Origin of the sequence: Oleiagrimonas sp. C23AA (genome assembly GCF_011759385.1) — a bacterium.
Classification (GTDB): Bacteria; Pseudomonadota; Gammaproteobacteria; order Xanthomonadales; family Rhodanobacteraceae; genus Oleiagrimonas.
In genome coordinates this window covers 117,003-139,376 of record NZ_JAARLY010000002.1, presented here as the reverse complement: position 1 = coordinate 139,376, position 22,374 = coordinate 117,003, and the positions used below count along the sequence as shown (strand labels likewise).

The 22,374-nt window shown below is 63.9% G+C and carries 23 protein-coding genes, 1 tRNA gene and 1 other RNA gene; 12 read left to right on the top strand and 13 right to left on the bottom strand.

Features of this window, described 5'->3' with window-relative positions:
* The first annotated feature begins 37 nt into the window (after window positions 1–37).
* The 8 genes from HBF24_RS03660 (at window position 38) to HBF24_RS03625 (ending at window position 8,605) form a co-directional block, all read left to right on the top strand.
* Window positions 38–4,624: an EAL domain-containing protein gene (locus tag HBF24_RS03660; protein ID WP_167169161.1), complete on the top strand. Its 4,587-nt coding sequence runs from the start codon at window positions 38–40 to the stop codon at window positions 4,622–4,624.
* A gap of 70 nt (window positions 4,625–4,694) precedes the next feature.
* Window positions 4,695–4,919 (top strand): TIGR02449 family protein, encoded by a 225-nt coding sequence (locus HBF24_RS03655; RefSeq protein ID WP_167169158.1) that lies wholly within the window; start codon window positions 4,695–4,697, stop codon window positions 4,917–4,919.
* 19 nt (window positions 4,920–4,938) lie between these two features.
* Window positions 4,939–5,235 (top strand): cell division protein ZapA, encoded by a 297-nt coding sequence (locus tag HBF24_RS03650; protein ID WP_167169155.1) that lies wholly within the window; start codon window positions 4,939–4,941, stop codon window positions 5,233–5,235.
* A gap of 69 nt (window positions 5,236–5,304) precedes the next feature.
* A non-coding RNA gene (ssrS, locus tag HBF24_RS03645) (6S RNA) lies at window positions 5,305–5,492 on the top strand.
* Window positions 5,493–5,563: 71 nt separating this feature from the next.
* Window positions 5,564–6,181, top strand: a complete 618-nt coding sequence (locus HBF24_RS03640) for a 5-formyltetrahydrofolate cyclo-ligase (RefSeq protein ID WP_343162707.1) — start codon at window positions 5,564–5,566, stop codon at window positions 6,179–6,181.
* An 18-nt stretch (window positions 6,182–6,199) separates the two neighbouring features.
* Window positions 6,200–6,652 carry an EVE domain-containing protein gene (locus HBF24_RS03635; RefSeq protein ID WP_167169152.1) on the top strand — a complete coding sequence of 151 codons (453 nt, stop codon included), beginning with the start codon at window positions 6,200–6,202 and terminating at the stop codon, window positions 6,650–6,652.
* Window positions 6,653–6,705: 53 nt separating this feature from the next.
* Complete coding sequence (rpiA, locus tag HBF24_RS03630) at window positions 6,706–7,350, top strand: ribose-5-phosphate isomerase RpiA (RefSeq protein ID WP_167169149.1); 645 nt, start codon at window positions 6,706–6,708, stop codon at window positions 7,348–7,350.
* 208 nt (window positions 7,351–7,558) lie between these two features.
* Window positions 7,559–8,605, top strand: a complete 1,047-nt coding sequence (locus HBF24_RS03625; RefSeq protein WP_167169146.1) for an aldo/keto reductase — start codon at window positions 7,559–7,561, stop codon at window positions 8,603–8,605.
* Window positions 8,606–8,672: 67 nt separating this feature from the next.
* Here HBF24_RS03625 and HBF24_RS03620 read toward each other — a convergent pair whose 3' ends face one another.
* The 4 genes from HBF24_RS03620 to rplM all read right to left on the bottom strand — a co-directional run bounded on the left by HBF24_RS03620 (window position 8,673) and on the right by rplM (window position 11,449).
* Window positions 8,673–10,241 carry a peptidase S10 gene (locus HBF24_RS03620; protein WP_343162706.1) on the bottom strand — a complete coding sequence of 523 codons (1,569 nt, stop codon included), beginning with the start codon at window positions 10,239–10,241 and terminating at the stop codon, window positions 8,673–8,675.
* Between the two features lie 281 nt (window positions 10,242–10,522).
* Window positions 10,523–10,596, bottom strand: a tRNA-Gln gene (locus HBF24_RS03615).
* Window positions 10,597–10,626: 30 nt separating this feature from the next.
* Complete coding sequence (gene rpsI, locus HBF24_RS03610) at window positions 10,627–11,019, bottom strand: 30S ribosomal protein S9 (protein ID WP_167169143.1); 393 nt, start codon at window positions 11,017–11,019, stop codon at window positions 10,627–10,629.
* A gap of 1 nt (window position 11,020) precedes the next feature.
* Complete coding sequence (gene rplM / locus HBF24_RS03605) at window positions 11,021–11,449, bottom strand: 50S ribosomal protein L13 (protein WP_167169140.1); 429 nt, start codon at window positions 11,447–11,449, stop codon at window positions 11,021–11,023.
* A gap of 334 nt (window positions 11,450–11,783) precedes the next feature.
* Here rplM and coq7 point away from each other — a divergent pair, with 334 nt between their 5' ends.
* On the top strand, window positions 11,784–12,434 hold the full coding sequence (gene coq7, locus HBF24_RS03600) for a 2-polyprenyl-3-methyl-6-methoxy-1,4-benzoquinone monooxygenase (RefSeq protein ID WP_167170005.1): 651 nt from the start codon (window positions 11,784–11,786) through the stop codon (window positions 12,432–12,434).
* A gap of 12 nt (window positions 12,435–12,446) precedes the next feature.
* Here coq7 and HBF24_RS03595 read toward each other — a convergent pair whose 3' ends face one another.
* Both HBF24_RS03595 and speD read right to left on the bottom strand, forming a co-directional pair.
* Window positions 12,447–13,136 carry an extensin family protein gene (locus HBF24_RS03595; RefSeq protein WP_167169137.1) on the bottom strand — a complete coding sequence of 230 codons (690 nt, stop codon included), beginning with the start codon at window positions 13,134–13,136 and terminating at the stop codon, window positions 12,447–12,449.
* 141 nt (window positions 13,137–13,277) lie between these two features.
* Window positions 13,278–14,060, bottom strand: coding sequence for an adenosylmethionine decarboxylase (speD, locus tag HBF24_RS03590; RefSeq protein ID WP_167169134.1), 783 nt, complete (start codon window positions 14,058–14,060; stop codon window positions 13,278–13,280).
* 399 nt (window positions 14,061–14,459) lie between these two features.
* On the opposite strand from speD, the gene crp reads away from it, so the two are divergent.
* Complete coding sequence (gene crp, locus HBF24_RS03585) at window positions 14,460–15,074, top strand: cAMP-activated global transcriptional regulator CRP (protein ID WP_206064189.1); 615 nt, start codon at window positions 14,460–14,462, stop codon at window positions 15,072–15,074.
* A 45-nt stretch (window positions 15,075–15,119) separates the two neighbouring features.
* On the opposite strand, the gene HBF24_RS03580 is transcribed toward crp, so the two are convergent.
* The 4 genes from HBF24_RS03580 to HBF24_RS03565 are packed head-to-tail and all read right to left on the bottom strand — an operon-like array spanning window position 15,120 to window position 18,283.
* Complete coding sequence (locus HBF24_RS03580) at window positions 15,120–15,821, bottom strand: haloacid dehalogenase-like hydrolase (protein WP_167169128.1); 702 nt, start codon at window positions 15,819–15,821, stop codon at window positions 15,120–15,122.
* Window positions 15,822–15,832: 11 nt separating this feature from the next.
* The gene (gene trpC, locus HBF24_RS03575) at window positions 15,833–16,627 is read right to left on the bottom strand and encodes an indole-3-glycerol phosphate synthase TrpC (RefSeq protein WP_167169125.1); all 795 of its coding nucleotides are present in this window, start codon (window positions 16,625–16,627) and stop codon (window positions 15,833–15,835) included.
* Window positions 16,624–17,679 (bottom strand): anthranilate phosphoribosyltransferase, encoded by a 1,056-nt coding sequence (gene trpD / locus HBF24_RS03570; RefSeq protein ID WP_167169122.1) that lies wholly within the window; start codon window positions 17,677–17,679, stop codon window positions 16,624–16,626. The genes trpC and trpD overlap by 4 nt, the downstream gene beginning before the upstream one ends.
* A 7-nt stretch (window positions 17,680–17,686) precedes the next feature.
* Window positions 17,687–18,283 (bottom strand): aminodeoxychorismate/anthranilate synthase component II, encoded by a 597-nt coding sequence (locus HBF24_RS03565; RefSeq protein ID WP_167169119.1) that lies wholly within the window; start codon window positions 18,281–18,283, stop codon window positions 17,687–17,689.
* Between the two features lie 207 nt (window positions 18,284–18,490).
* Here HBF24_RS03565 and HBF24_RS03560 point away from each other — a divergent pair, with 207 nt between their 5' ends.
* The gene (locus HBF24_RS03560) at window positions 18,491–19,780 is read left to right on the top strand and encodes an alpha/beta hydrolase (RefSeq protein ID WP_167169116.1); all 1,290 of its coding nucleotides are present in this window, start codon (window positions 18,491–18,493) and stop codon (window positions 19,778–19,780) included.
* Window positions 19,773–20,885 (top strand): aminopeptidase, encoded by a 1,113-nt coding sequence (locus HBF24_RS03555; RefSeq protein WP_343162705.1) that lies wholly within the window; start codon window positions 19,773–19,775, stop codon window positions 20,883–20,885. The genes HBF24_RS03560 and HBF24_RS03555 overlap by 8 nt, the downstream gene beginning before the upstream one ends.
* Here the strand turns inward: HBF24_RS03555 and HBF24_RS03550 are convergent.
* The 3 genes from HBF24_RS03550 to HBF24_RS03540 are packed head-to-tail and all read right to left on the bottom strand — an operon-like array spanning window position 20,879 to window position 22,339.
* A complete protein-coding gene (locus HBF24_RS03550) occupies window positions 20,879–21,664 on the bottom strand; it encodes an SIMPL domain-containing protein (protein WP_167169113.1) in 786 nt (261 codons plus the stop codon). The two genes, HBF24_RS03555 and HBF24_RS03550, sit on opposite strands and share 7 nt — an antisense overlap.
* A 45-nt stretch (window positions 21,665–21,709) precedes the next feature.
* Window positions 21,710–22,009, bottom strand: coding sequence for a hypothetical protein (locus HBF24_RS03545; RefSeq protein WP_167169110.1), 300 nt, complete (start codon window positions 22,007–22,009; stop codon window positions 21,710–21,712).
* 6 nt (window positions 22,010–22,015) lie between these two features.
* Window positions 22,016–22,339: a YbjQ family protein gene (locus HBF24_RS03540; RefSeq protein WP_167169108.1), complete on the bottom strand. Its 324-nt coding sequence runs from the start codon at window positions 22,337–22,339 to the stop codon at window positions 22,016–22,018.
* Between the last annotated feature and the right edge of the window lie 35 nt (window positions 22,340–22,374).

Sequence of the window (22,374 nt, the reverse complement as noted above, 5' to 3'; positions counted from 1 at the left end):
CTACACTCGCGGACAGGGGAACCACTCGCAAGGGCGCATGGCCAGACACACCTCCTGCTCGCAATCATCCGGGCGCCGACAGCGGCTGTGGCCCTGGCTTGCCTGTCTGGCGCTGCTGCTCAGTGGCCCACTGCACGCCTATGAACGTGATTTCTATTTCGGTCGCATCGACGCCAACAAGGGGCTGGCGCAAAGTACCGTGCATGCGCTGCTGCAGGATCGGCGCGGCTTCATCTGGATAGGCACCGAGGGTGGGCTGCACCGCTGGGATGGTTATCACCTGCGCCGCTACCGGCACGATGCCGCACGCAAGGCGAGCTTGCCGGACAATCTGATCACGGCCTTGGCCGATGGCAAGAACCGACGCCTCTGGGTCGGGTCGGCCACCGGCGGACTGGTACTGTTCGACCCCTCGCATGACCGCACCGTGCCACTCCCCGGAGGCTGGACCCGCCATCTGGGCATGATCGACGACCTGGCCGGCGGCGATGGCAAGCGATTGTGGGTAGCCACACGCGGCAGGCTGCTGATCAGTGACCCTCCCTATGCGAACGCTCTGACGCTGTGGGAAAGTCATGCCCCAGTCGCCCAGCAACCGCCGGTGCGCCAGCTTACGCGCTGCAGTGACGGCCGACGTTATGCGTTGGCCGGCGACCAGTTACTGATACTGGGTCAGGATGCAGCACATACTCGTAGCGTTTCACTGGCGGCGCTGGCACCGCGCGCGCTGACCTGCCGCCGCAGCGGCGAACTGCTCGCCGGCGGCGCTCACGGCCTCTATCGCATCGATCCGGTGAATGGTCGCGGTACCCTGCTGTGGCCCCGCCAGGATGATGTCATCAGCGACATGGACGCCGATGTTCGAGCCATTGTCGAAGACCATGCACACCGCCTGTGGCTGGCGGTGGCACATACCGGGCTGGTGCGGCTGGACAACGCGTTCAGCCCGCGCTTGCTGCGCCCCAGGCCAAACCTTGCCGGCGGTCTGCCGGAAGCGGGCATCACGCATCTTTTGGTCGATCGCTCCGGGCTGCTGTGGGCGGGTACCCTGACCCACGGCGCCGCCTACGCCGCGCCCGACGGCACTCCTTTTCGCTCCATTCTCGACCGCCCGCCGATGGCCGACGCTGTGCGTGGCAACAACGTAAGAGCGTTGTACGAAGACGATCATGGCCTATTCTGGCTGGGCATGGGCAGCAACGGCTTGCGCAGCTATGATCCTGGCACGCAGCGTTTTGTCGATTATCTGCCCGTTCTGGCACGGGCGTTGCCCCCAGGTGAGCGTGAAGACCTGCGCATCTACAGCGTGGCTCCCGGTGATCACGACTCGCTGTGGCTGGCGACCACTCATGGGGTACTGATCCTCAACGCCAGTCGCGACAAGGCGCAACGCCTGCAGCTGCACGGCGCTGACGCCGACATCACGGGCGCGTTGGCGCGCACTCTCATGCGCGACCGCCAGGGACGCTGGTGGATCGGTTATTTCACCCGTGGCGTACGCGTGGTGGACAACGGCAAGGTGGTGGCCCGCTACCAGCACGACGCACACCATCCAGACGACACGCTGGCCAATGACAGTGTGCTGTCGATTACCCAGGATGCAGGGCACCGCATCTGGCTGGGCACGGCCAATGGCCTGAGCATGGTCGACCCGGTCACCCACCGCGTACGCACCTTCCGCGAACACGATGCCAAGAGCGACTCGCTCAGCGGGCACGTCATTACAAGCCTGTTCGTGGACAAGACCGGCACGCTTTGGGTAGGCACACAAACTGGCCTGAACCGGTTGCTCAAAATCAATGCGGATGGTGCCCACTTCAAGCGGATACTGATGCGCGATGGCCTTCCTGACGCCACCATCTACTGCACCCGCGAAGATGCTCAGCACCGACTGTGGCTGAGTACCAACCTGGGTATCTCGCGCTACGATCCGCAGACCGAGCAGGTACGCACATTCGGACTGCGAGACGGTCTTCAGGGCATGGAATACAATTCGGAAGCCTGTCTGCAAGCGCACGATGGCAGCCTGCTGTTTGGCGGCATTCATGGCTTCGATCGCGTGCAGCCGGCGTCGGTACAACCAAGCAACTTCCTGCCGCGGGTGGCGATTACCGATCTTTATGTCGGCGTCGGCACCGCCGCCCGGCCGATGCCCGACAGCGGCCACCTGAGCGTTCCCAAGTCGGCCCGCGCGGTGCGCTTTGAATTTGCCGCGATGGATTTTGCCGCCCCGCATCACAATCGCTTCCAGTACCGCCTTGAGGGATTCGACCAGCACTGGATCGATGCCGGCACGCGACGCAGCGCCACCTATACCAACCTGGACGCCGGCCACTACCAGTTCCAGGTACGCGGCTCCAACCATGAAGGTCAGTTCGGCGGCCCGGCGACCACCCTGGATCTGATGGTGACGCCGCCGTGGTGGCAATCCTGGCCCATGCTGCTGCTCTACGGCATCGGCGCCGCGCTGGCCGCCGTGGCTATCAATGCGGCGATCCGTGCCCGGCGCAGCGAGGAGCGTCAACACCAGTCACAGCTGCGCGATCGCGAGGATCGTCTGAGCATGGCGCTGTGGGGTTCGGGCGACCAGTTCTGGGATCTCAACCTGAAAGACGGCCGCCTGTACCAGGTCGGCGCCCAGCAACTGCTGGGTATGGCCCATGCCGGCGAGATGTCCATCGACGACTGGCGCAACTATATCGTGCACCCGGACGACCTGCCGCGAGTGCAGACGGCGCTGCGCGCTCATCTTTCCGGCGAAGCCGATCATTTGGAGATCGAGCTTCGCGTGCGATCGGACAATGACGGCTGGGCCTGGGTGCTGATCCGCGGCAAGGTGGTCGAGCGCGATGCCAGGGGTGAACCAACCCGCCTGTCGGGCACTTCGCGTGACATCACCCGCACCCGCTCCCAGGAACGTGACCGGCGCATCGCCGCCGAAGTCATCCGCAACATGGCCGAGGCGGTCACCGTCACCGACCTGTCCTTCCGCTTCGCCTCAGTCAATGCCGCCTTCACACGCATGACCGGCTACAGCGAAGCGGACATCGTCGGGCGTGATGCCAGCCTGCTCAACTGCGCGCAACAGTCGGCCGAAACCTACGCCGAACTGCGTGAACTGGTCACCACCACCGGCCACTGGCGCGGCGAACTGTGGCAACGCCGCAAGAACGGCAGCGAATTTCTGTGCTGGACCGAGCTCAGCCAGGTCTGCGATGCCGCCGGCCAGCGTACACATTATGTGGCGGTGATGACCGACATTACCGACCGCAAGCGTGCCGAACAGGAACTGCGCTACCTGGCCAACTACGACATGCTCACCGGCCTGCCCAACCGCACCCTGCTCACCGAGCGCCTGGGCGATGCCATCCTGCGCGCACGCCGCAACCGCGCCAAGGCGGCGCTGCTGTACGTCGATCTTGACCGCTTCAAGCACATCAACGATTCGATGGGGCATGACACCGGCGACCGCCTGCTGAAAGCGGCCGGCACGCGCCTGCGCCAGTGCCTTCGCGAGCAGGACACCGTGGCCCGCGTTGGCGGCGACGAATTCACGCTCATTCTCGAAGCCATCACCGACATCGCCGATGCCGAAGCCGTGGCACAGAAAATCGTGGAGGCCTTCAACGCGCCACTGCTGCTCGATACACGCCAGGAGGTGCTGATCTCGCCATCCATCGGCATCGCGCTCTACCCGGACCACGCACACGGCATCAACAACCTTCTCAAGCATGCCGACACCGCGATGTATCAGGCCAAGGAACGCGGCCGCAACATCTGGATGGTCTACACCGACGCCATGGATGCCAGCGCCCGACTGCGCGCGACCATGGCCGGCGCATTGCGCCGGGCACTCGAGCACGGAGAGCTCAGTCTGGTCTACCAGCCGAAGATGGCGCTTGAAAGCGGTCGCATCATCGGCGTGGAAGCGTTGCTGCGCTGGCACAACGAGCGCCTGGGTCAGGTCTCGCCGGCGGTGTTCATCCCCCTGGCCGAGGAAACCGGATTGATCGTCGACATCGGCGAGTTCGTTCTCAACCGCGCCTGCGCGGACCTGCGGCGCTGGCGCGAGCAGGGCCTGACCGAGCTCAGCCTCGCAGTGAACCTTTCCATGGCGCAGCTTCAGCGCAGCGAGCTGACCGCCAGCCTGCGCCATGTACTGGCCACTCACGGGGTGCCGGCCAACCGGCTGGAGCTGGAGCTGACCGAGAGCATGGTCATGGGCAATGCCGAACAGTCCACGCGCACGCTGGGCGAGCTCAAGGCCATCGGCGTCAACGTGGCCATCGACGACTTCGGCACCGGCTACTCGTCGCTGGGCTATCTCAAGCGCCTGCCTATCGACGTGCTGAAGATCGACCAGACTTTCATTGCCGACATCGCCATCGACCCGGACGACGAGGCCATCACGGATACCATCATCACCATGGCGCACTCGCTGGGCCTGCGAGTGGTGGCTGAAGGTGTCGAGAACGAGCAGCAGCTGGCGTACCTTCGCAACCATGGTTGCGACATCATCCAGGGCTACTGGTTGGCACGCCCGATGCCAGCTGGCGAATGCCTGGATTTCTGTACGGCGCATCAGCCCGGCACCGCCAATGACAAGCACGTTCCGGCATCGTGAAAGCGACCATGACCTGCCTGCCATCGTCATGGCATGATCGCAGCCGCACCCCTGCTATAGTCGGCTCGACATGAACACTTCCGACCCCATCAAGACTCAACTGGACGCCATGGAGGCCATGGTCGATCAACTGGTCGAGACGGTGCGCCGGCTGGGCGAGGAAAACCGCAGCCTGCGTCACAGCCAAGAGCAATTGATGGGCGAACGTGCGGCACTGATGGCGCGCAACGAGCAGGCGCGAAGCCGTGTCGAAGCCATGATCCAGCGCTTGAAGGCGCTGGAGAACCCGAGCTGAAGGCCCCAAGGTCCGCACCATGAGTGAACCGGTCACCGTCAAACTGATCGATCGCGAATTCCTGATCGCCTGCGAGCCGGAGGAAAAGCCCGGCCTGATCGCCGCCGCCGGCTATCTGGACAACGCCATGCGCAACCTGCGCGCCAACGCCAAAAGCCCCGGTTTCGACCGCCTGGCGGTGCTGGCGGCGCTGTCGATCACGCATGAACTGCTGGAAATGCGCACCCGTGGCGAGCATCAGGACCATCGCGTCGGCGATCGCCTGGAAGCCATGTGCCGCAAGCTGGAGCGCGCCGTCGAGGCTGGCCAGGGCTAAGCTTTTCGGCACCCAAGCTTGCCCAGACAGGTTTCGTTGCACTGCCGCTGCGGTACAATAGGGCCAAGGCGTTCCCTGCGGTGTGCGACAGCTCACTCTTACATTTGCCTTGTTCCTAAAATACGACCCGGGTCGACGGCAACGTGGCCGTTGTGCATGTCCGCCATGAGCGGGAAGCCTTAAAGCCACGTCAAGTCCACCCACCTGATCCCTCTGGATCAAGGTCGTTTGGTGGGCATCGGCACTGTGGAGAACGCCTCTCCCTCATTCCCTCGCGACCGGTCGGCGTGCTGCGCCGACCGGTCTAGGAACGCATCCGGACGAGGCCGTGGTCGATATCGCCCCCGAACAGCGCAAACAATGGCGCGCGCAGATGCTGGCCAAACGCAACGGCCTGTCACCGCGCGAGCGCATCGAAGCGGCGCAGGGGCTGCGCCACGTGCTGGAAACGCTGCCCGAATTCATGGTCGATACCCACATCGCCGGCTACTGGGCGATGGGCGGCGAGCTGCCCTTGAACCTGGCCCAGGCCGGATTGGCGCAACGCGGCCAGCACTGGCATCTGCCGGTCATTGGTGACGATCGCAGCATGCGCTTCGCGCGCTGGCAGGCCGGCGACGCCGTTGCCCCCAACCGTTACGGCATCCCCGAACCGCAGGTGGACGCGGGTGCCCTGCTCGGCGCCGAGGCCGTGCAGCTGGTACTGGTGCCGCTGCTGGGGTTTGACCGCTTTGGTCAGCGCATCGGTTTTGGCGGCGGCTTCTACGATCGCGCCTTTGACTTTCTGAACGGCCAGGATCGCCCCGCGCATCCGTTGCTGGTCGGCGTCGGCTATGTCTTTCAGGAAGTGGATGCGATCATGCCGCAGCCATGGGATGTGCGGCTCGATTACGTCGCCACCGAACGCGAACTGATCGACTGCAATGCCCTGGGCACCGGCCACTGACACGGAAACCACGCACGCATGAACTACTGGCTGATGAAGTCCGAGCCGGACACTTTTTCCATCGATGATCTGAAGAACGTCAAGCAGGAGCCCTGGGACGGCGTGCGCAACTACCAGGCGCGCAACTTCATGCGCGACGGCATGGCAGTGGGCGATGGCGTGTTCTTCTACCACTCCAACTGCAAGGTGCCGGGCATCGTCGGCATCGCCCGCGTGGCCTCCGAGGCCTACCCGGACCCTTCCCAGTTCGATCCGGACAGTCACTATTTCGACCCCAAGAGCAGCCGCGACAAACCACGCTGGATGCTGGTCGATGTGAAGTTCGAGCGCAAATTCGAGCGCACAATCGCGCTGGATGAACTCAAGGCGCAACCGGCTCTGGCCGAGATGCCACTGGTGCGCAAGGGCAACCGGCTCTCGGTGATGCCGGTCGAGGCCTCGGACTGGCAATACATTCTGGGCATGCTCTGACCGCCCCCAAGCTCAACGGGCCGGCAGGCCCCTTCACCTGACAAGGCTCGCGCATGACCCACGACACCGCCAAACGCCAGGCCGCCGAAACCGCCATTCGCTACGTCGAGGAAGGCATGATCGTCGGCGTCGGCACCGGCTCCACCGTGGCGCACTTCATCGATGCGTTGGGCGCAATCAAGCATCGCATCGCAGGTGCCGTGTCCAGTTCGGACCAGTCCAGCGAACAGCTTCGCGGGTTGGGTATCGAGCTGTTCGACCTCAATGCGGTGGGCCCGCTGCCGCTGTACGTGGACGGCGCCGACGAGTGCGATGGGCACAAGCGCCTGATCAAGGGCGGCGGCGCGGCCCTGACCCGCGAGAAAATCGTCGCCGCGGCCTCCAAGCGTTTTGTCTGCATCATCGATGCCAGCAAGCGCGTCGACGTGCTGGGCCGCTTTCCGCTGCCGATTGAGGTGATCCCGATGGCACGCAGCCACGTGGCGCGCGAGATTGTCCGTCGTGGCGGCCAGCCGGTATGGCGCGACGGCGTCACCACCGACAATGGCAACTGGATCATCGACGTGCACGGCTGGAAGATCACCGACCCGGTAGCCCTGGAAGCCGAACTCAACCAGATTGCCGGCGTGGTCACCGTAGGGCTGTTCGCCGCCCGTGGTGCCGACGTGGTGGTATGCGGCCAGGATGTCATCGACTGACGCCGGTTCACGGCCGCACGTAAAGTGGGTTTAACAGCCCACTCGACGCCCTGCATGCACGCAGACGGGTAGCCTTTGAAGCATGGTCTGGGCGGCTAGTGACATTACCGCCACGCCATGACCCCCACTGCGGGCCGGCCGATATCCCCTGCGTCTGCCTTGCCGGCAGTGCATCGCGCCGTCCGCGCCACGCTTGCAGGAGTCCCTCATGCAATACCGCACGCTAGGCCGCACGGGCCTTTTTGTTTCCGAGCTTTGCCTGGGCACCATGACTTTCGGTGGTCAGGGCGAGATGTGGAGCAAGATCGGCGATCTTCAGCAAAACGACGCTGAAAAGCTGATTGCCCGCGCGCTCGAAGGCGGCATCAACTTCATCGATACCGCCGATGTGTATTCGGAAGGCCGCGCCGAGGAATTGACCGGCCAGGCGCTGAAAAATCTGAAGGTACCGCGCGACGAGGTGGTCATCGCCTCCAAGGTGTTCGGACCCAGCGGCAACGGCATCAACGGCCGCGGCAACTCGCGCTTTCACATCATGGAAGGCGTCAAGGCCAGCCTGAAACGGCTACAAGTCGAGCATCTTGATCTTTACCAGATCCACGGCTTCGATGCCGCCACGCCGATCGAAGAGACTGTGCGCGCCCTGGACAACCTGGTCCAGCACGGTCACGTGCGCTATGTCGGCGTGTCCAACTGGGCCGCCTGGCAGATCATGAAGGCCCTGGGCATCGCCGAGCGCCTGGGGCTTGAGAGCTTCGCCTCGCTGCAGGCCTATTACACGCTGGCCGGGCGCGACCTGGAGCGAGAACTGACCCCGATGCTGCGCAGCGAGGGCTTAGGATTGCTGGTGTGGAGCCCGCTGGCCGGCGGCCTGCTCAGCGGCAAGTATTCGCGCGACGAAGAAGGCCAGCAGGGCGACCGACGCACCAGCTTCGACTTCCCGCCGGTGAACCGCGAACGCGCCTTTGATTGCGTCGATGCGATGCGCCCGATTGCCGAGGCGCACGGGGTATCGGTCGCGCAGGTGGCGCTGGCCTGGCTGCTCAAGCAGGACGTGGTCAGCAGCGTGATCATCGGTGCCAAGCGCATGGACCAGCTGGAAGACAACCTGGCCGCGGCCAAGCTCGAACTGAGCGATGATGAGATGGCCACGCTCGACGAGGTCAGCGCCCTGCCCGCCGAATATCCCGGCTGGATGCTCCAGCACCAAGGCCAGGCCCGGCGCGAGCTGCTGGCCGAATCGCAAAAGCGCTGATCTCGACCCATATCGCCCACATAGAAAAGCCGCCGGCTAACCGGCGGCTTTTCTTGCGCGGACGCGGTTACTTCGACGCCGGCCCGGTCTGGTCGGCCTTCAGCGTGTTGGCGTAGAAACGATCCAGACGCGCGTGCATCGCCTTCAGCGCCTTCGGGTTCAGATAAATCATGTGCCCGGACGGGAAGTAAGCGAACTTCACGTGACTGCGCAAATCGCCCTTCAGCATCATGTGGTTGAGGTCGTACTCGGTAGCGTGGAACGGCGTGGCCAAGTCATAGTAGCCATTTTCCGAGAGCACGCGCAGGTACGGGTTCTTGCGCAACGCCGCGGCCAGGTCGCCGGCCACATACGGCATCGGCTCTTGCCAGCCATTGCCACCCGCGCCGTGGTGCTTCCAGTCCCACTTCTGGATGATCTTGCCGTTCATCACCCGATACTTGCGATCGGTATTCCACTTCAGCGTATTGTTCAGATAGCCGTGGAAGGCCGCGGTGAACGCCGGCGAGATGAACTGGTTGGACGGATCAAAGCCCGGCACCGAACTGATCTGATCCATATCCTGGCCGGCGTAGCGACCATCGTAGCGGCCGATCATCTTGCCTTGCGGCAGGTTCAGCTCCTTGCGGAAGTTGGACGGATCGATACGCAAATCGGCGCGCTTGATGTACTCGACCGGCAGGCCGATCAGCTGATGCATGCGCTCGGCGATCTGCTGCGCCTTGCCGCTGGATAGTGTATCGCCGCGCTCCAGCGCTTGCAGATACGGGCCGTCGGCGAATTCACGCGCCTGCTGCACGAAATCGGCCAGCTTGGCCGGCTTGTTCGGCACCTTGTCGTAATACCAGGCCAGCGCCGCATAAGTGGGCAAGTTGTAGATGTAGTCGTCATCTGAACCCGGCATCCAGGCGAAATAGTTCAGCACCGAGGACTGCAGCACTACGCCATTGAGGGCGATACCCTGGTCCTGAAGGTAGTTGGAAAGCGCGGCCGAACGCGTGGTGCCATAGCTTTCGCCGTACAGGAACTTGGGCGAATTCCAGCGATGAAACTTGTTCAGATAGCGGCGGATGAACTGCCCGAACGCGTGCACGTCCTGGTCGACGCCCCAGAACTGCTTGGGCTTGGCCTTGCCGACCGCATAGCTGTAACCGGTGCCCATCGCGTCGATGAAGACCAGATCGCTGTCGTTGAGCAGCGTGTACGGGTTCTTGCGCACCTGATACGGCGCCGGTGCAGTGGCTTCGCCGTTGCCCATGTCGACCCGCATCGGACCGATGCCACCCATCTGCAGCCACAACGAGGACGAGCCGGGACCACCGTTGTAGAGAAAGGTCACCGGGCGCTTGGAACCAGAGCCGTTGCCGTCCTTGGTGTAGGCGATATAGAACATGCTGCCGATCGGCTTGTTGTTGTCATCGCGCAGCAGGATGTTGCCGGTGGTGGCGGTGTAGTGAATGGTCTTGCCATCCACCGTCACGGTGCCGTGCGAGGTGACGGCACGCGCCTTGGGCACCGGTGTGGCCTGGCTGGCGTCATGATCGCTGTGCGAATGCGCACCACTGTCCGCAGCCAGGGCCGGCATCGCGCACACCATCAGGCCCGACAGCGCCAAAGTCAGAATCGCTCGCTTCACGTAGAACTCCTTGGGGATGTGTCTTGGGGAGGCGAAACGGTCAAAAGCACCGCTTCAGGCCCACCATCACAACGCATCCACCCGAGCACCCGACAGTGCCAGAGGTATATTCAACGTGTTTACATCGGGAAACTGATGACATGCCGGACCATGCACGCCATAGCCTGACCTTGCATCAGGCAGCTTGGGCGCAGCCGCGCTATCCGGCGAACGTATCACCGATACACAGAATGCGGCATACAAAAAAGCAAAAGCCCCGCTTTTCAGCGGGGCCTTTGACTTGGCTGGGGGACTAGGATTCGAACCTAGATAGGCAGAGTCAGAGTCTGCAGTCCTACCATTAGACGATCCCCCAATAACGGATCGCGACAATTCTACCAGACGATTAACGCTTGGAGAACTGGGTAGCGCGGCGGGCCTTGTGCAGACCGACCTTCTTGCGCTCGACCTCACGGGCGTCGCGGGTCATGAAGCCAGCGCGGCGCAGCGGAGTCTTCAGCGCTTCGTCGTACTCGACCAGAGCGCGGGCGATGCCCAGACGGATGGCGCCGGCCTGACCGGTGATACCACCGCCGACCACGGTGACCTTGACGTCGAAGGTATCGACATTTTCGGTCAGCTCGAGCGGCTGGCGCACGATCATGCGCGAGGTCTCACGGCCGAAGAACTCGTCCAGCGGCTTGCCGTTGACGATGATCTTGCCTTCGCCCTTGCGCAGGAACACGCGCGCAGCGGAGGTCTTGCGACGGCCGGTGCCGTAGTTTTGCGAAATGGCCATATTAAATCTCCAGCGCCTGCGGCTGCTGTGCAGTATGCGGATGCTCGGCACCGCCGTACACCTTGAGCTTGCTGTACATGGCGCGGCCCAGCGGGTTCTTCGGCAGCATGCCCTTGACGCCGATCTCGATCACGCGCTCGGGATGCTTGGCCAGCATGTCGCGCAGCGTCATGCTCTTCAGGTTGCCGACGTAGCCAGTGAAACGATGGTAGAACTTGTCGTCCAGCTTGGCACCGGTGACGGCAATCTTCGCGGCGTTGATCACCACGATGTAATCACCGGTATCCACGTGCGGCGTGAATTCGGGCTTGTGCTTGCCGCGCAGACGGCGGGCGAGCTCGGAGCAGAGGCGGCCGAGCGTCTTGCCCGTGGCGTCGACCACGAACCAGTCGCGCTTGACGCTCTCAGGCTTGGCGCTGAAGGTCTTCATCTCGAAACAACCTGTCTGCCGCCCACAGGGCGGATGGGAATGAGAAACCGAAAGGCGCGAGAGAATAGCGGAAACCGCCAGCTCTGCGCAAGTGAGTCGTTGGCGACTCGGCAAACCGCAAGTCTAACACGAAGCGCGCCTCTCGGCGCAAGTGCTCGGTGTGTGACACCTGCCGTTCGGGAATGGCCGCGTATGGTAGCGGCAAGGTGGCGCGAGGAAAACCCCTTGAGACGAAATTTTCACACGCCAAGGACTGGGCAAGCGCCGGCCGGTGCGGTCCAATAAGGGCGATGCAGGCCCACCGGCCGGCATGTGCCTTGCCTTGGACTTGGGAGTGACGCGCATGAGCTTTCGACAATTGACCGCCGCCGACCGCCTGCTGGCCGGCATCGAGCGCGCCATGGAAGCGGTTGGCGGCCAGCCCGAGGCGCAGCGCCCCTCGCCCGGTCACCAGCATGCCGATACGAAGTTGGCGGCCGACGCGCGTCGTCATGCCGCCGGGCTGATGCGCATCAACCATACCGGCGAGGTCTGCGCACAGGCGCTGTACCTGGGTCAGGCGATGATGGCGCGCGATGCCGACACCCATCGCCACTTGCTGCACGCCGCCGATGAGGAAACCGACCACCTGGCCTGGTGCTCGGACCGCCTGAAGGAGCTGGACAGCCGCCCCAGCCTGCTCAATCCGCTGTGGTACGCCGGCAGTTTTGCCATCGGCGCCGCTGCTGCCGCGGTGGGCGATCCGGTCAGCCTGGGTTTTGTGGTGGAAACCGAACGCCAGGTCGAAGCGCACCTGGACGAGCATTTGAGATCCCTGCCTGCCGAGGATGACCGCTCGCGCGCGGTGCTGCGCCAGATGCAGGCCGATGAGGCGCGCCACGCCCGCGAGGCGCAGGTGCGCGGCGGCGTCGACTTGCCGATGCCCATCCCCGGCCTGATGCGCCTGGCCTCGAAGGTGATGAAGGGCGTCGCCTACCGTCTTTGAGGCGACGCCCATTCAGTGGCAGCCGCCGAAACCGGGCCGCTGCAGATGAAAATGGCGGCGATGCAGCGCATCGTAGTTTGGTCCAAGCGTCAGCCCGAAGATGCGACAGGCGCCCGCCTCCACCTGATGCAGATACCGCCCGGCCGGCGTGTTGGCGTTCCAGCTCTGGCCAACCTCGATCGTGGTGCCATCTACCAGACGCACACCGGTCACATCGATGGCCTGCGCTCGAGCATGGCGACTGAGCGGCGCATGCGCGCGCCGATCCACGGTACGGCAGGCGTAGCTGCCGACATGATCCAGCCGTGTCACCGCCTGCCCGAAACCCGCCCGTGCTTCCGGCTGCAAAATATGGCGATCAAATACCGCCAGTGCGACGGCCAGCGGACAGGTCACCAAGGTCGGCCGCGACAGCCGCAAATCGCCCATCCCACGCAAGCGCACCGCATCGCGCCAGCCGCAACCGTGGCCGGCATCGTGATCGGGCACGGGGTCGAAAGCCGCACCAAAGCGCTTGAGCAGCGCATGACACTGCGCAGGCCGTGCCGCCAACCGGGCCAGCTTGAGGCGCGTGAACGGCCCCGGCAGCTCGCGCACCTGCAACGCTGTCCACGGCACATAGCGCGGCGGCACACGCAGGCCACGCTGCCAGGCCCAGGCCACCAGCACGATCAGCAAGATAAAAAGCAGCCACGCACGCATGCCGCCCACCGTGGCCGCACACACCCTGCCCAACGCTGAATATCGACCTGGCGCCCTTTAAAACGCATACGCCCCGCGCAAGGGCGGGGCGTGTGCATAGCGGCCAGCGCACGACGGGCGCACGCCTTACATCGCGCTCAGTTACATCAGGTTGCGGCCGTGGAACAGCTCTTCGATCTCGCGCTTGAGCAGCGACTCGATGCGCTGGCGCTCCTTGAAGGACAGATCGCTGGCGGTGGCCTCGAACAGATACGTGTCCAGGTCGAAGTCCTTGATGTGCATCTTGGTGTGGAAAATATTTTCCTGATACACGTTGACGTCGAACATCTCGTACTTCTGGCGGATGTGGCGCGCCAGATAGTCCTGGATCGAATTGATCTTGTGATCGATGTAGTGCTTCTTGCCCTTCACGTCGCGGGTAAAGCCGCGCACGCGGTAGTCCATGATGACGATGTCGGACTCGAAGCTGTCGATCAGGTAGTTGAGCGCCTTCAGCGGCGAAATCACGCCGCAGGTGGCCACGTCGATATCCGCGCGGAAGGTCGCAATGCCGTTGTGCGGGTGCGTTTCCGGGTAGGTGTGGACGGTGATGTGGCTCTTGTCCAGATGCGCCACCGCGCCGGCGATGGAATCGCGGCCCAGTTTCTCGACCACCGGTTCCTCGGAAATGAGGATGGTCACCGAGGCGCCCTGCGGATCGTAGTCCTGGCGCGCGATGTTCAGGATGTTGGCGCCGATGATGTCGGCCACATCGGTAAGAATCTGCGTCAAGCGGTCGGCGTCGTAGGCTTCATCGATGTATTCGATGTAGCGCTGTCGCTGGTCTTCCGACACGGCATAGCAGACATCATAGATATTGAAGCTCAGGGCCTTGGTGAGGTTGTTGAACCCCTGGAGCCTGAGACGCGGAAGCGGTTTGACCACAGCTGCCCTCTCGACCACTTGGATGGCGTGAAGTAGCGGCGGGTTAGCGCAACAAGGGTCCCCGCGCGAAAAACGAATGGCGATGCGCGAGCCTTCTGGCGCCGCAACCCTCTGGATCAGCCTAGCGCTGACGTAAGCGCGGAATTATGGAACAAGATCACCGCGATTTGAACCCATCCGCCCGGAATGGTCAGGTCGGCATGTATTTGTATAGTATGCGGTGTTGAGGGGAGTTGAGGACCGGCTTGTCCGCGCCCGCCACGACCATGGCATGGCCTTGGTCGGTGCCCTGACTCATGTCGCAAACGGGAATTTGCCGTGGCCCAGCTGAAGTATCTTCTGCAACAACAGTTCGAACGCCACCAGGCTCCACCCAACCTGGCGCCGGACCCCGAATCGATGGAACGGTTCCTGGCGCTATGCCATCGCCGCCGCTATCCGGGCAAGACCGCCATCATCCGGCCGGGCGATCCAGCCAACACGCTGTATTACGTGATCGATGGCTCGGTCACGGTGTGCAACGAGGATGACGAGGGACACGAGCTGATCCTGGCCTATATCAATCGCGGCCAGTTCATCGGCGAAATGGGCTTGTTCGTCGATCAGTCCCAGCGCGATTCGCTGGTGCGCACCCGCACCGCCTGCGAGCTGGCCGAGATCAGCTACGAACGGCTGTTCCAGCTGTTTGACACCACCTTGCGCGACGAATGCCCGAAGCTGCTGTTCGCCATCGGCTTCCAGCTGACCAACCGGCTGCTGCGTACTTCACGTCAGGTCAGCCGCATGGCCTTCATGGATGTGTCCAATCGCGTGGCGCGCACCCTGCTGGACCTGTGTGACGAACCGGACGCCATGACGCATCCGGAAGGCACGCAGATCCGCATTTCGCGCCAGGAAGTCAGCCGCATCGTCGGCTGCTCGCGCGAAATGGTCGGCCGCGTGCTCAAGCAGCTGGAGGAAAAAGGCATGATCGATGTGTCCGGCAAGACCATCGTGGTGCGCGGCACGCGTTAAGGCGCGCCGCTACACCTGCGCCCGTCATGCGACGGGCGCGGTCAGCTACCACCAGTCGACGAAACGTGGCTCGCGCCCCAGCGCGGCCGTGGCACGCTTTTGCAGGCGCGGCGAGGCATTGACGAGCACCGGTGAGTCGGCCGCGCGCAGCATCGGCAAATCTTTCAGCGAATCGCTGTAGGCGATATCCCAACGCTCGCCAAGCTCGTGGGCCAGCAACTGGCGCAGCTTCTCGGCGCCGACGTTGTGACAGGCCATGCGCATGCCGACCCAGCCGCGCTTCAGGCGCGAGGCCACCAGCGGCAGATCGGGCAAGCCCAGCTCGTCGAAAATGGCGCGCACCAGCTCGGTCTCGCAGCCGGTCACCACGACCACGCGATCGCCCGCGGCCAGGTGCCGGCGCAAGGCCGTGAGCGCATCACGGTGAAAGCGCCCCGGCTGACGTGCCAGCCGCTGCCCAAAGCGCCGTGCCAATGCCTTGTAGCGCGCCTCGCCCAAGCCCATCAGCGCCGCACGCACCACACCATGGCGCAGCGGCCGGCGAGTAAAGGGCAACAAGGGCGCACTGGGCAGCGCCATCGCCAGCGCGGGCAGATATCGCCAGCGTCCGCGGCGCAATTGCTCGCGCACCAGCAGCGTGAACGCGTCACCGCGCAGGATCACGCCATCGAAATCAAAAAGCACCAGCCGCGCAGCAGTCGTTTCGGTTGCCGCCGGCTCGGGCAACCGTTCCCCTGTTTCAGTCATGGTGCGGCGTATCAGGCGTCGAAGAACAGGCGGCTCAGCGCCTCGCCCGGATCGGTGGCGCGCATGAATGCCTCGCCGACCAGGAACGCCTCGATACCGTGCTTGCGCAGGCGCTGCACATCGTCGGCGGTGTGGATGCCGCTTTCGGTGATCAGCAGACGCTCTTCGGGCACGCGTCGGCGCAGGCCCAACGTGGTGTCCAGATCGGTTTCGAAGGTACGCAGGTTGCGGTTGTTGATGCCGATCAGGCGTGCCGGCACGCTCAAGGTCCGATCCAGCTCCTGGCCATCGTGCACTTCCACCAGCACGTCCAGGTCCAGGTCGGCCGCCAGCATGGAAAGCTCCAGCATGGCGGCATCATCGAGCGCGGCGACAATCAGCAGGATGCAGTCGGCACCCATCGCGCGCGCCTCGAACACCTGGTACGGATCGACGATGAAATCCTTGCGCAGCACCGGCAGCTGGCACGCCGCACGCGCCTGCGCCAGATAGTCTTCACTGCCCTGGAAGAACTCGGCATCGGTCAGCACCGACAGACAGGCCGCGCCGTGCTGCTCGTAGCTGCGGGCAATGGCGGCCGGGTCGAAATCGGGCCGGATCACGCCCTTGCTGGGGCTGGCCTTTTTCACCTCGGCAATCACCGCCGGGCGACCGGTGTGGATGGTCGCCTCCAGCGCGTCGCCGAAACCACGCGTATCGGGAAGGTCCGCGCAGCGCGCAGTCAGCTCGACCAGCGGAATCTGTTGCTGGCGCGCGGCCACTTCCTCGGCCTTGCGCGTCAGGATGCGTTGCAGAATGTCACTCATGGTGCAGAGGCCGCCAGGCGGCGGGTAGTCGCTACAAAGGATTGCATTTTGGCATGTGCGGCGCCGGACACCACCGCTTCGCGCGCTTTTTCCACGCCATCGGCCAGCGAATCGGCCACGTTGGCCGCATACAGCGCCGCGCCGGCATTGAGCGTGACGATGTCGCGCGGCACGCCAGGCGTGCCATCGAGCACTTCCAGCACGGTCTCGCGCGACTGATCGGGATTGTCCACACGCAGGTTGCGGCTGGAGGCCATCTGGAAGCCGAAGTCTTCCGGCTCGATGTCGTATTCGCGGATCACACCGTCGCGCAGCTCACCGACGCGGGTGCTGGCGCCCAGCGAGATTTCATCCAAGCCATCGCGGCCGAATACCACCAGCGCATGCTGCGCGCCCAGGCGCTCGAGCACGCGCACCTGGATACCGACCAGGTCCTCGTGGAACACACCCATCAGGATGTTCGGCGCGCCGGCCGGGTTGGTCAGCGGCCCCAGAATATTGAACAGTGTGCGCACACCCATCTCCTTGCGCACCGGCGCCACCACGCGCATGGCTGGATGATGCTTGGGCGCGTACATGAAGCCGATGCCGGTCTCGGCCAGGCACTCGGCCACCTGCTCAGGCCCCAGTTCGATATTGGCGCCCAGTGAGTCGAGCAGGTCCGCACTGCCCGACTTGGACGACACGCTGCGCCCGCCATGCTTGGCCACGCGCGCGCCTGCTGCCGCGGCCACGAACATGGCCGTGGTGGAAATATTGAAGCTGCCCGCGCCATCGCCGCCGGTGCCGACGATATCGACAAAGTGCGAACTGTCAGCGCTGGGCACCGGCGTGGCCAGCTCGCGCATGACGCGCGCGGCAGCGGTGATCTCGCCGATGGTCTCCTTCTTGACGCGAAGGCCGGTGATGATGGCCGCCGTCATCAGCGGGCTGACCTCGCCACGCATGATCTGGCGCATCAGCGACATCATCTCGTCGTGGAAGATCTCGCGATGCTCGATGGTGCGCTGCAGGGCCTCCTGCGGGGTAAAACTCATGGCAGATTCCGTCATCGTCGCGTCAGGCCGCCAGTGCGCGCGGCAGGCCCAGGAAGTTGCGCAGCTGATCGTGACCGTGCTGGGTGAGGATGGACTCGGGGTGGAACTGCACCCCCTCCACCGCCAGCTCGCGATGACGGAAACCCATCACCTCGTCGATGCTGCCATCGGCGCTCTCGGTCCAGGCAGTCACTTCCAGGCACTTGGGGATCGAGTCACGTGCCACCACCAGCGAATGGTAACGGGTGGCCTCGAACGGATCGGGCAAGCCTTCGAACACGCCCTTGCCGGTATGGCGAATGGGCGACACCTTGCCATGCATGATCTGGCGCGCGCGCACCACCTTGCCGCCGTAGACCTGGCCGATGGCCTGATAGCCAAGGCACACCCCGAAAATGGGAATCTGCCCGCCCAGCTGTTCGATCAGCTGGCAGGAAATACCCGCCTCGTCCGGCGAGCACGGGCCCGGCGAAATCACAATGTGGCTGGGCGCCAGCGCTCGCACATCCTCGACCGACAGCGCGTCGTTGCGCACCACCTTCACCTGCTGCCCCAGTTCGCCCAGGTACTGCACAAGGTTGAAGGTGAAGCTGTCGTAGTTGTCGATCATCAGCAGCATGCGCGGTCCATCCGGGCCATGTTCAGGGTGGGGCATTCACATTCGGTGCCAGCCTGAGCCGTGGACAGACTGGAACCGCATTGTGCGGTTCGCTGCGGTTCATCTCAAGCAACCTTTCGCCATAACCTGCGCCGGTGGCATTGGACCTTGGCCAGTGGCTGGCCCACACTTTGCCTTTGATGTCCGGCTGATTTTCGGGAGTGTTCCATGTCTGCACGCGCTGTTTTCAACCGCCTGGCCGGCGCCCTGACCCTGGTGACACTGTGCGGCGCCACATCGGTCGCCCTGGCGCAGTCGGCACAGACGCAGATCAAGCCACTTAGCGGCGACCTGGCCAACTACGACTACCCGTACCCGGTTCAGAACTACGATTTCACCAGCCAGCGTGACCAGGTGCACATGACCTACATGGACGTGCAGCCGCTTACCGCCAACGGCAAGGTGGCGCTGCTGCTGCACGGCAAGAACTTCTGCTCCGATTACTGGCAAAGCACCATCCAGCACCTGACCCGCGCCGGCTACCGCGTGATCGCGCCGGACCAGATCGGCTTTTGCAAATCCAGCAAACCGGAAAACTATCAGTACAGCCTGGCGCAGCTGGCCGAAAACACCCACGCGCTGCTCGATTCGCTGCAAGTCAATCAGGTTACCGTCATCGGTCACTCCATGGGCGGCATGCTGGCCATGCGCTATGCGCTGATGTACCCCAAGTCCATCGACAAGCTGGTGCTGGTCGACCCCATTGGGCTGGAAGACTGGCTGGCCAAGGGCGTGCCCTACCAGACCATCGACCAGTGGTACGCCCACACGCGCAAAACCGACTTCGCCAGCATCAAGGCCTACCAGATGGCCAACTACTTTGGCGGCCAGTGGAATGATGATTTTGCCAAATGGGCCAAGGTACAGGCCGGCATGTACAAGGGCCCCGATGCCGACAAGGTGGCCTGGGCCGCCGCCAAGACCTACGACATGATCATGACCCAGCCGGTGGTGCATCAGCTGGAAGATATCCATGTGCCGACCACGCTGATCATCGGCCAGGCCGACACCACCGCCGTGGGCAAGAACTTCGCCACCGAACGCGTACAAAAGACGCTGGGCAACTATCGCAAACTGGGTGCCGAGGCGGCCGATGCCATACCCGATGCCACGCTGATCCGCCTGCCGGGGCTGGGCCACCTGCCGCAGATCCAGGCGCCGGACCAGTTTTTCCCGGCACTGGATCAGGCGCTGGGCATCCAAGGCACCGCCCCGGCCGGCGCGGGCAGCACGGCACCAGCCACGCCCGCCAGCGTACCGGCGGCAGCCTCCAGTGCTTCCGCACCTGCCGCCAGCGCAGCCAAACCTGCCTCGGACAGTCAAAACGACAAAGCGCTGAATCAGGTGATGGAGCACAACGCCACCGACCGCACCATGGATCAGTTTGGCCATATGCCGGCTGCCAGCAGCAGCGCCGCCCCGGCCAGCACTCCAGCCACACCAAGCAGCGGTGGCTAGGCCCGCACGCGCTGTCCACAGGCGCCGCATCGCCTGGCGCAGCGCGCTGTCGACACTTTTGCTGCTGACGCTGAGCGGATGCAGCACGCTGGGCTACTACGCCCATCTGGCCAGTGGCGAGATGGGTGTGCTGCGCCGACGCCAACCGATCCACAAGGTCATTGCACAAGCCGATACGCCGCCTGCGCTGCGTGCGCGGCTTGCCGCCGTACTCAAAGCCCGCGCGTTCGCGTCAGACCACCTGCATCTGCCACGCAATCGCAGCTATACGCTTTACGCCCAGCTGGATCGCCCCTTTGTGATGTACAACGTGTTCGCCACGCCGGCGCTGTCGCTGGCACCGGTAACGCACTGCTTTGCGTTTGCCGGCTGCGTGGCCTACCAGGGCTTCTATCAGTTGAAGCGCGCACAAGCAGCCGCGGCGCGACTTCGGGCCAAGGGCGATGATGTCTACATTGGCGGTGTGCCGGCCTATTCCACGCTCGGGCACTTTGCCGACCCGGTTCTCAGCACCATGAATCGCTGGAGCCGCGACGAGCTGATCGGCACGGTCTTCCACGAGTTGGCGCACCAGAAGCTTTATCTGAAAGGCGATACCGCCTTCAACGAATCGTTCGCCACCTTTGTGCAACACGAAGGCCTGCGCGAATGGCACGCCGCCCAGGGTACGCCGCTGGAACAACCGGCCGAAGCGGCGCACGGAAAGGCCATCACCCAACTCATCCTGCGCACACGAAAGCGCCTGGCGTCGCTGTACGCCAGCGCCGCCAGCGAGGCACAAAAACGCGCCGGCAAGGCACGCGCCTTCGATGACATGCGCCAGCAATTTCAGGCGCTGAAAAAGCAGTGGCACGGCAAAGATGCCGGTTTCAGTGCCTGGATGGCCGCGCCCATGAACAACGCCAAGCTGCTGCCCTTTGGCCTTTACGACCACTGGGAGCCGGCCTTCGCCGAAATGTTTCGCCGCCAGCACCATGACTGGCCGGCGTTTTATCGCGCCGTGAAGGCACTTTCCAGGCAACCGACCAAGGTACGCAAGGCGCAGATGCAGGCGCTATTGAACGCCTACACCCACCAGACAACACCCACGCCAAACGGTCAGTGAGCCTTATCGTCGGGCGCTATCAGATACACCGCATACATGTTCTGGCGGAAAGTAATCGTACCGACCCGTAGCTGGGTGGGTATGTGGCTGGTCGTTGATGCCGCTGGCGGAGCCGGGGGCGCCGGAGGCGTGCTCATGGCCGTCTGCTCCATTGGCGACGTGCCCGAACCCCACTGCCCGGCCTGGATGCCATAGGCGAAATTCGGCGCGACCTCCGAGATGCTGTAGACCCCGCGAATACGCATGCCATAAGCCTTGGCCAGGTGACGCGCAGCCTGTCGCGAGTTGGCAATCGCCTGACGACGCAGCTTCTGCCTGATGCGTGAGCGATCACTGCGTGCGACGTCCGTGGACTGAACCAGCACATGGGACGAACTGGGCAGATCACTGATGAAACGGCGCAAATCATCCAAGCGGTCGAACGTCGCGGTGACGCGCCGATCGACTTCCGTGCCCACGTGCACCGTTCGGCCATTCTCGTAGCGGCTGGCGTCACCGATCGACAGGCTGCTGGCTCGCGTCAGCTTGGCCATGGCGTGGTGCGAATCAATGGACTTGAGCAGGGCGTTCACGTGCTGCTCGACCTGCGCACGCGCCTTGCCTGGCGATGGATCGGTGTCAGTTATGCGCAGGTGGATGGTGAAGCGGTCGGGTACCACATCGACTTCGGCGTGGCCCCGCACCAGTATGTGCGGCGCATCAGGCAGGCTGTGTTCCTGGGCGAGCGCCGGCGCACAAGCGAGCAGTGCAGCGCACGGCAATAACCTTTTAAGTTTCATCATCGTCTCCTTGATGTGTTTTTAGCGCACGCGCTGACAGCGCCTTTATGACGCATCACGAACCCCAAGATAATGACGCTCGGCCGTCGCCGGGTCGAAATACACCGCCGTCAGCTGGCCGCTTTCAGGATCGACAAAACGCTCGCCGGTGTCTTGCCAGTGAGGTGCGGGACGGGCATGGTGCACGCGCTTGTAGCGCCAACGCTCGATCGCCAGCCCCAGCAAGAGCACCACTCCAAGAACCAATAACTGCGGCGCCAACAGCACCGTGCCCGCGCTCGCCAGCAATAGCAGGCCCAGCAGCAAGCAGGCCGCGCCCACCCACATCAGCGTCTTGCGCAACATGTGCGGTCAGCCGGCCGGCTCCAGCACCACGGCGGTGCCGTAGGCCACGATCTCGCTCATGGTCTGGCCGATTTCCGAGGAGTCATAGCGCATCATCACCACCGCATTGGCGCCCATGGCCGAGGCGTTGGCCACCAGCCGATCCAGCGCGTGGCGGCGCGCTTCTTCGAGCAGCGCGGTGTACTCGTGGATTTCGCCGCCGACCAGCGAGCGCAAGCCCGCCATGACGTTGCCGCCAATCCCCCGGCTGCGCACCACCACGCCGAACACCTGCCCCTTCACGTCGCGCACCGCGCGACCGGGCACGTTTTCCGTCGTCACCACCAGCATGGCCATTCCCTCAAGCAGGCCGCCCCGCGCGGCCG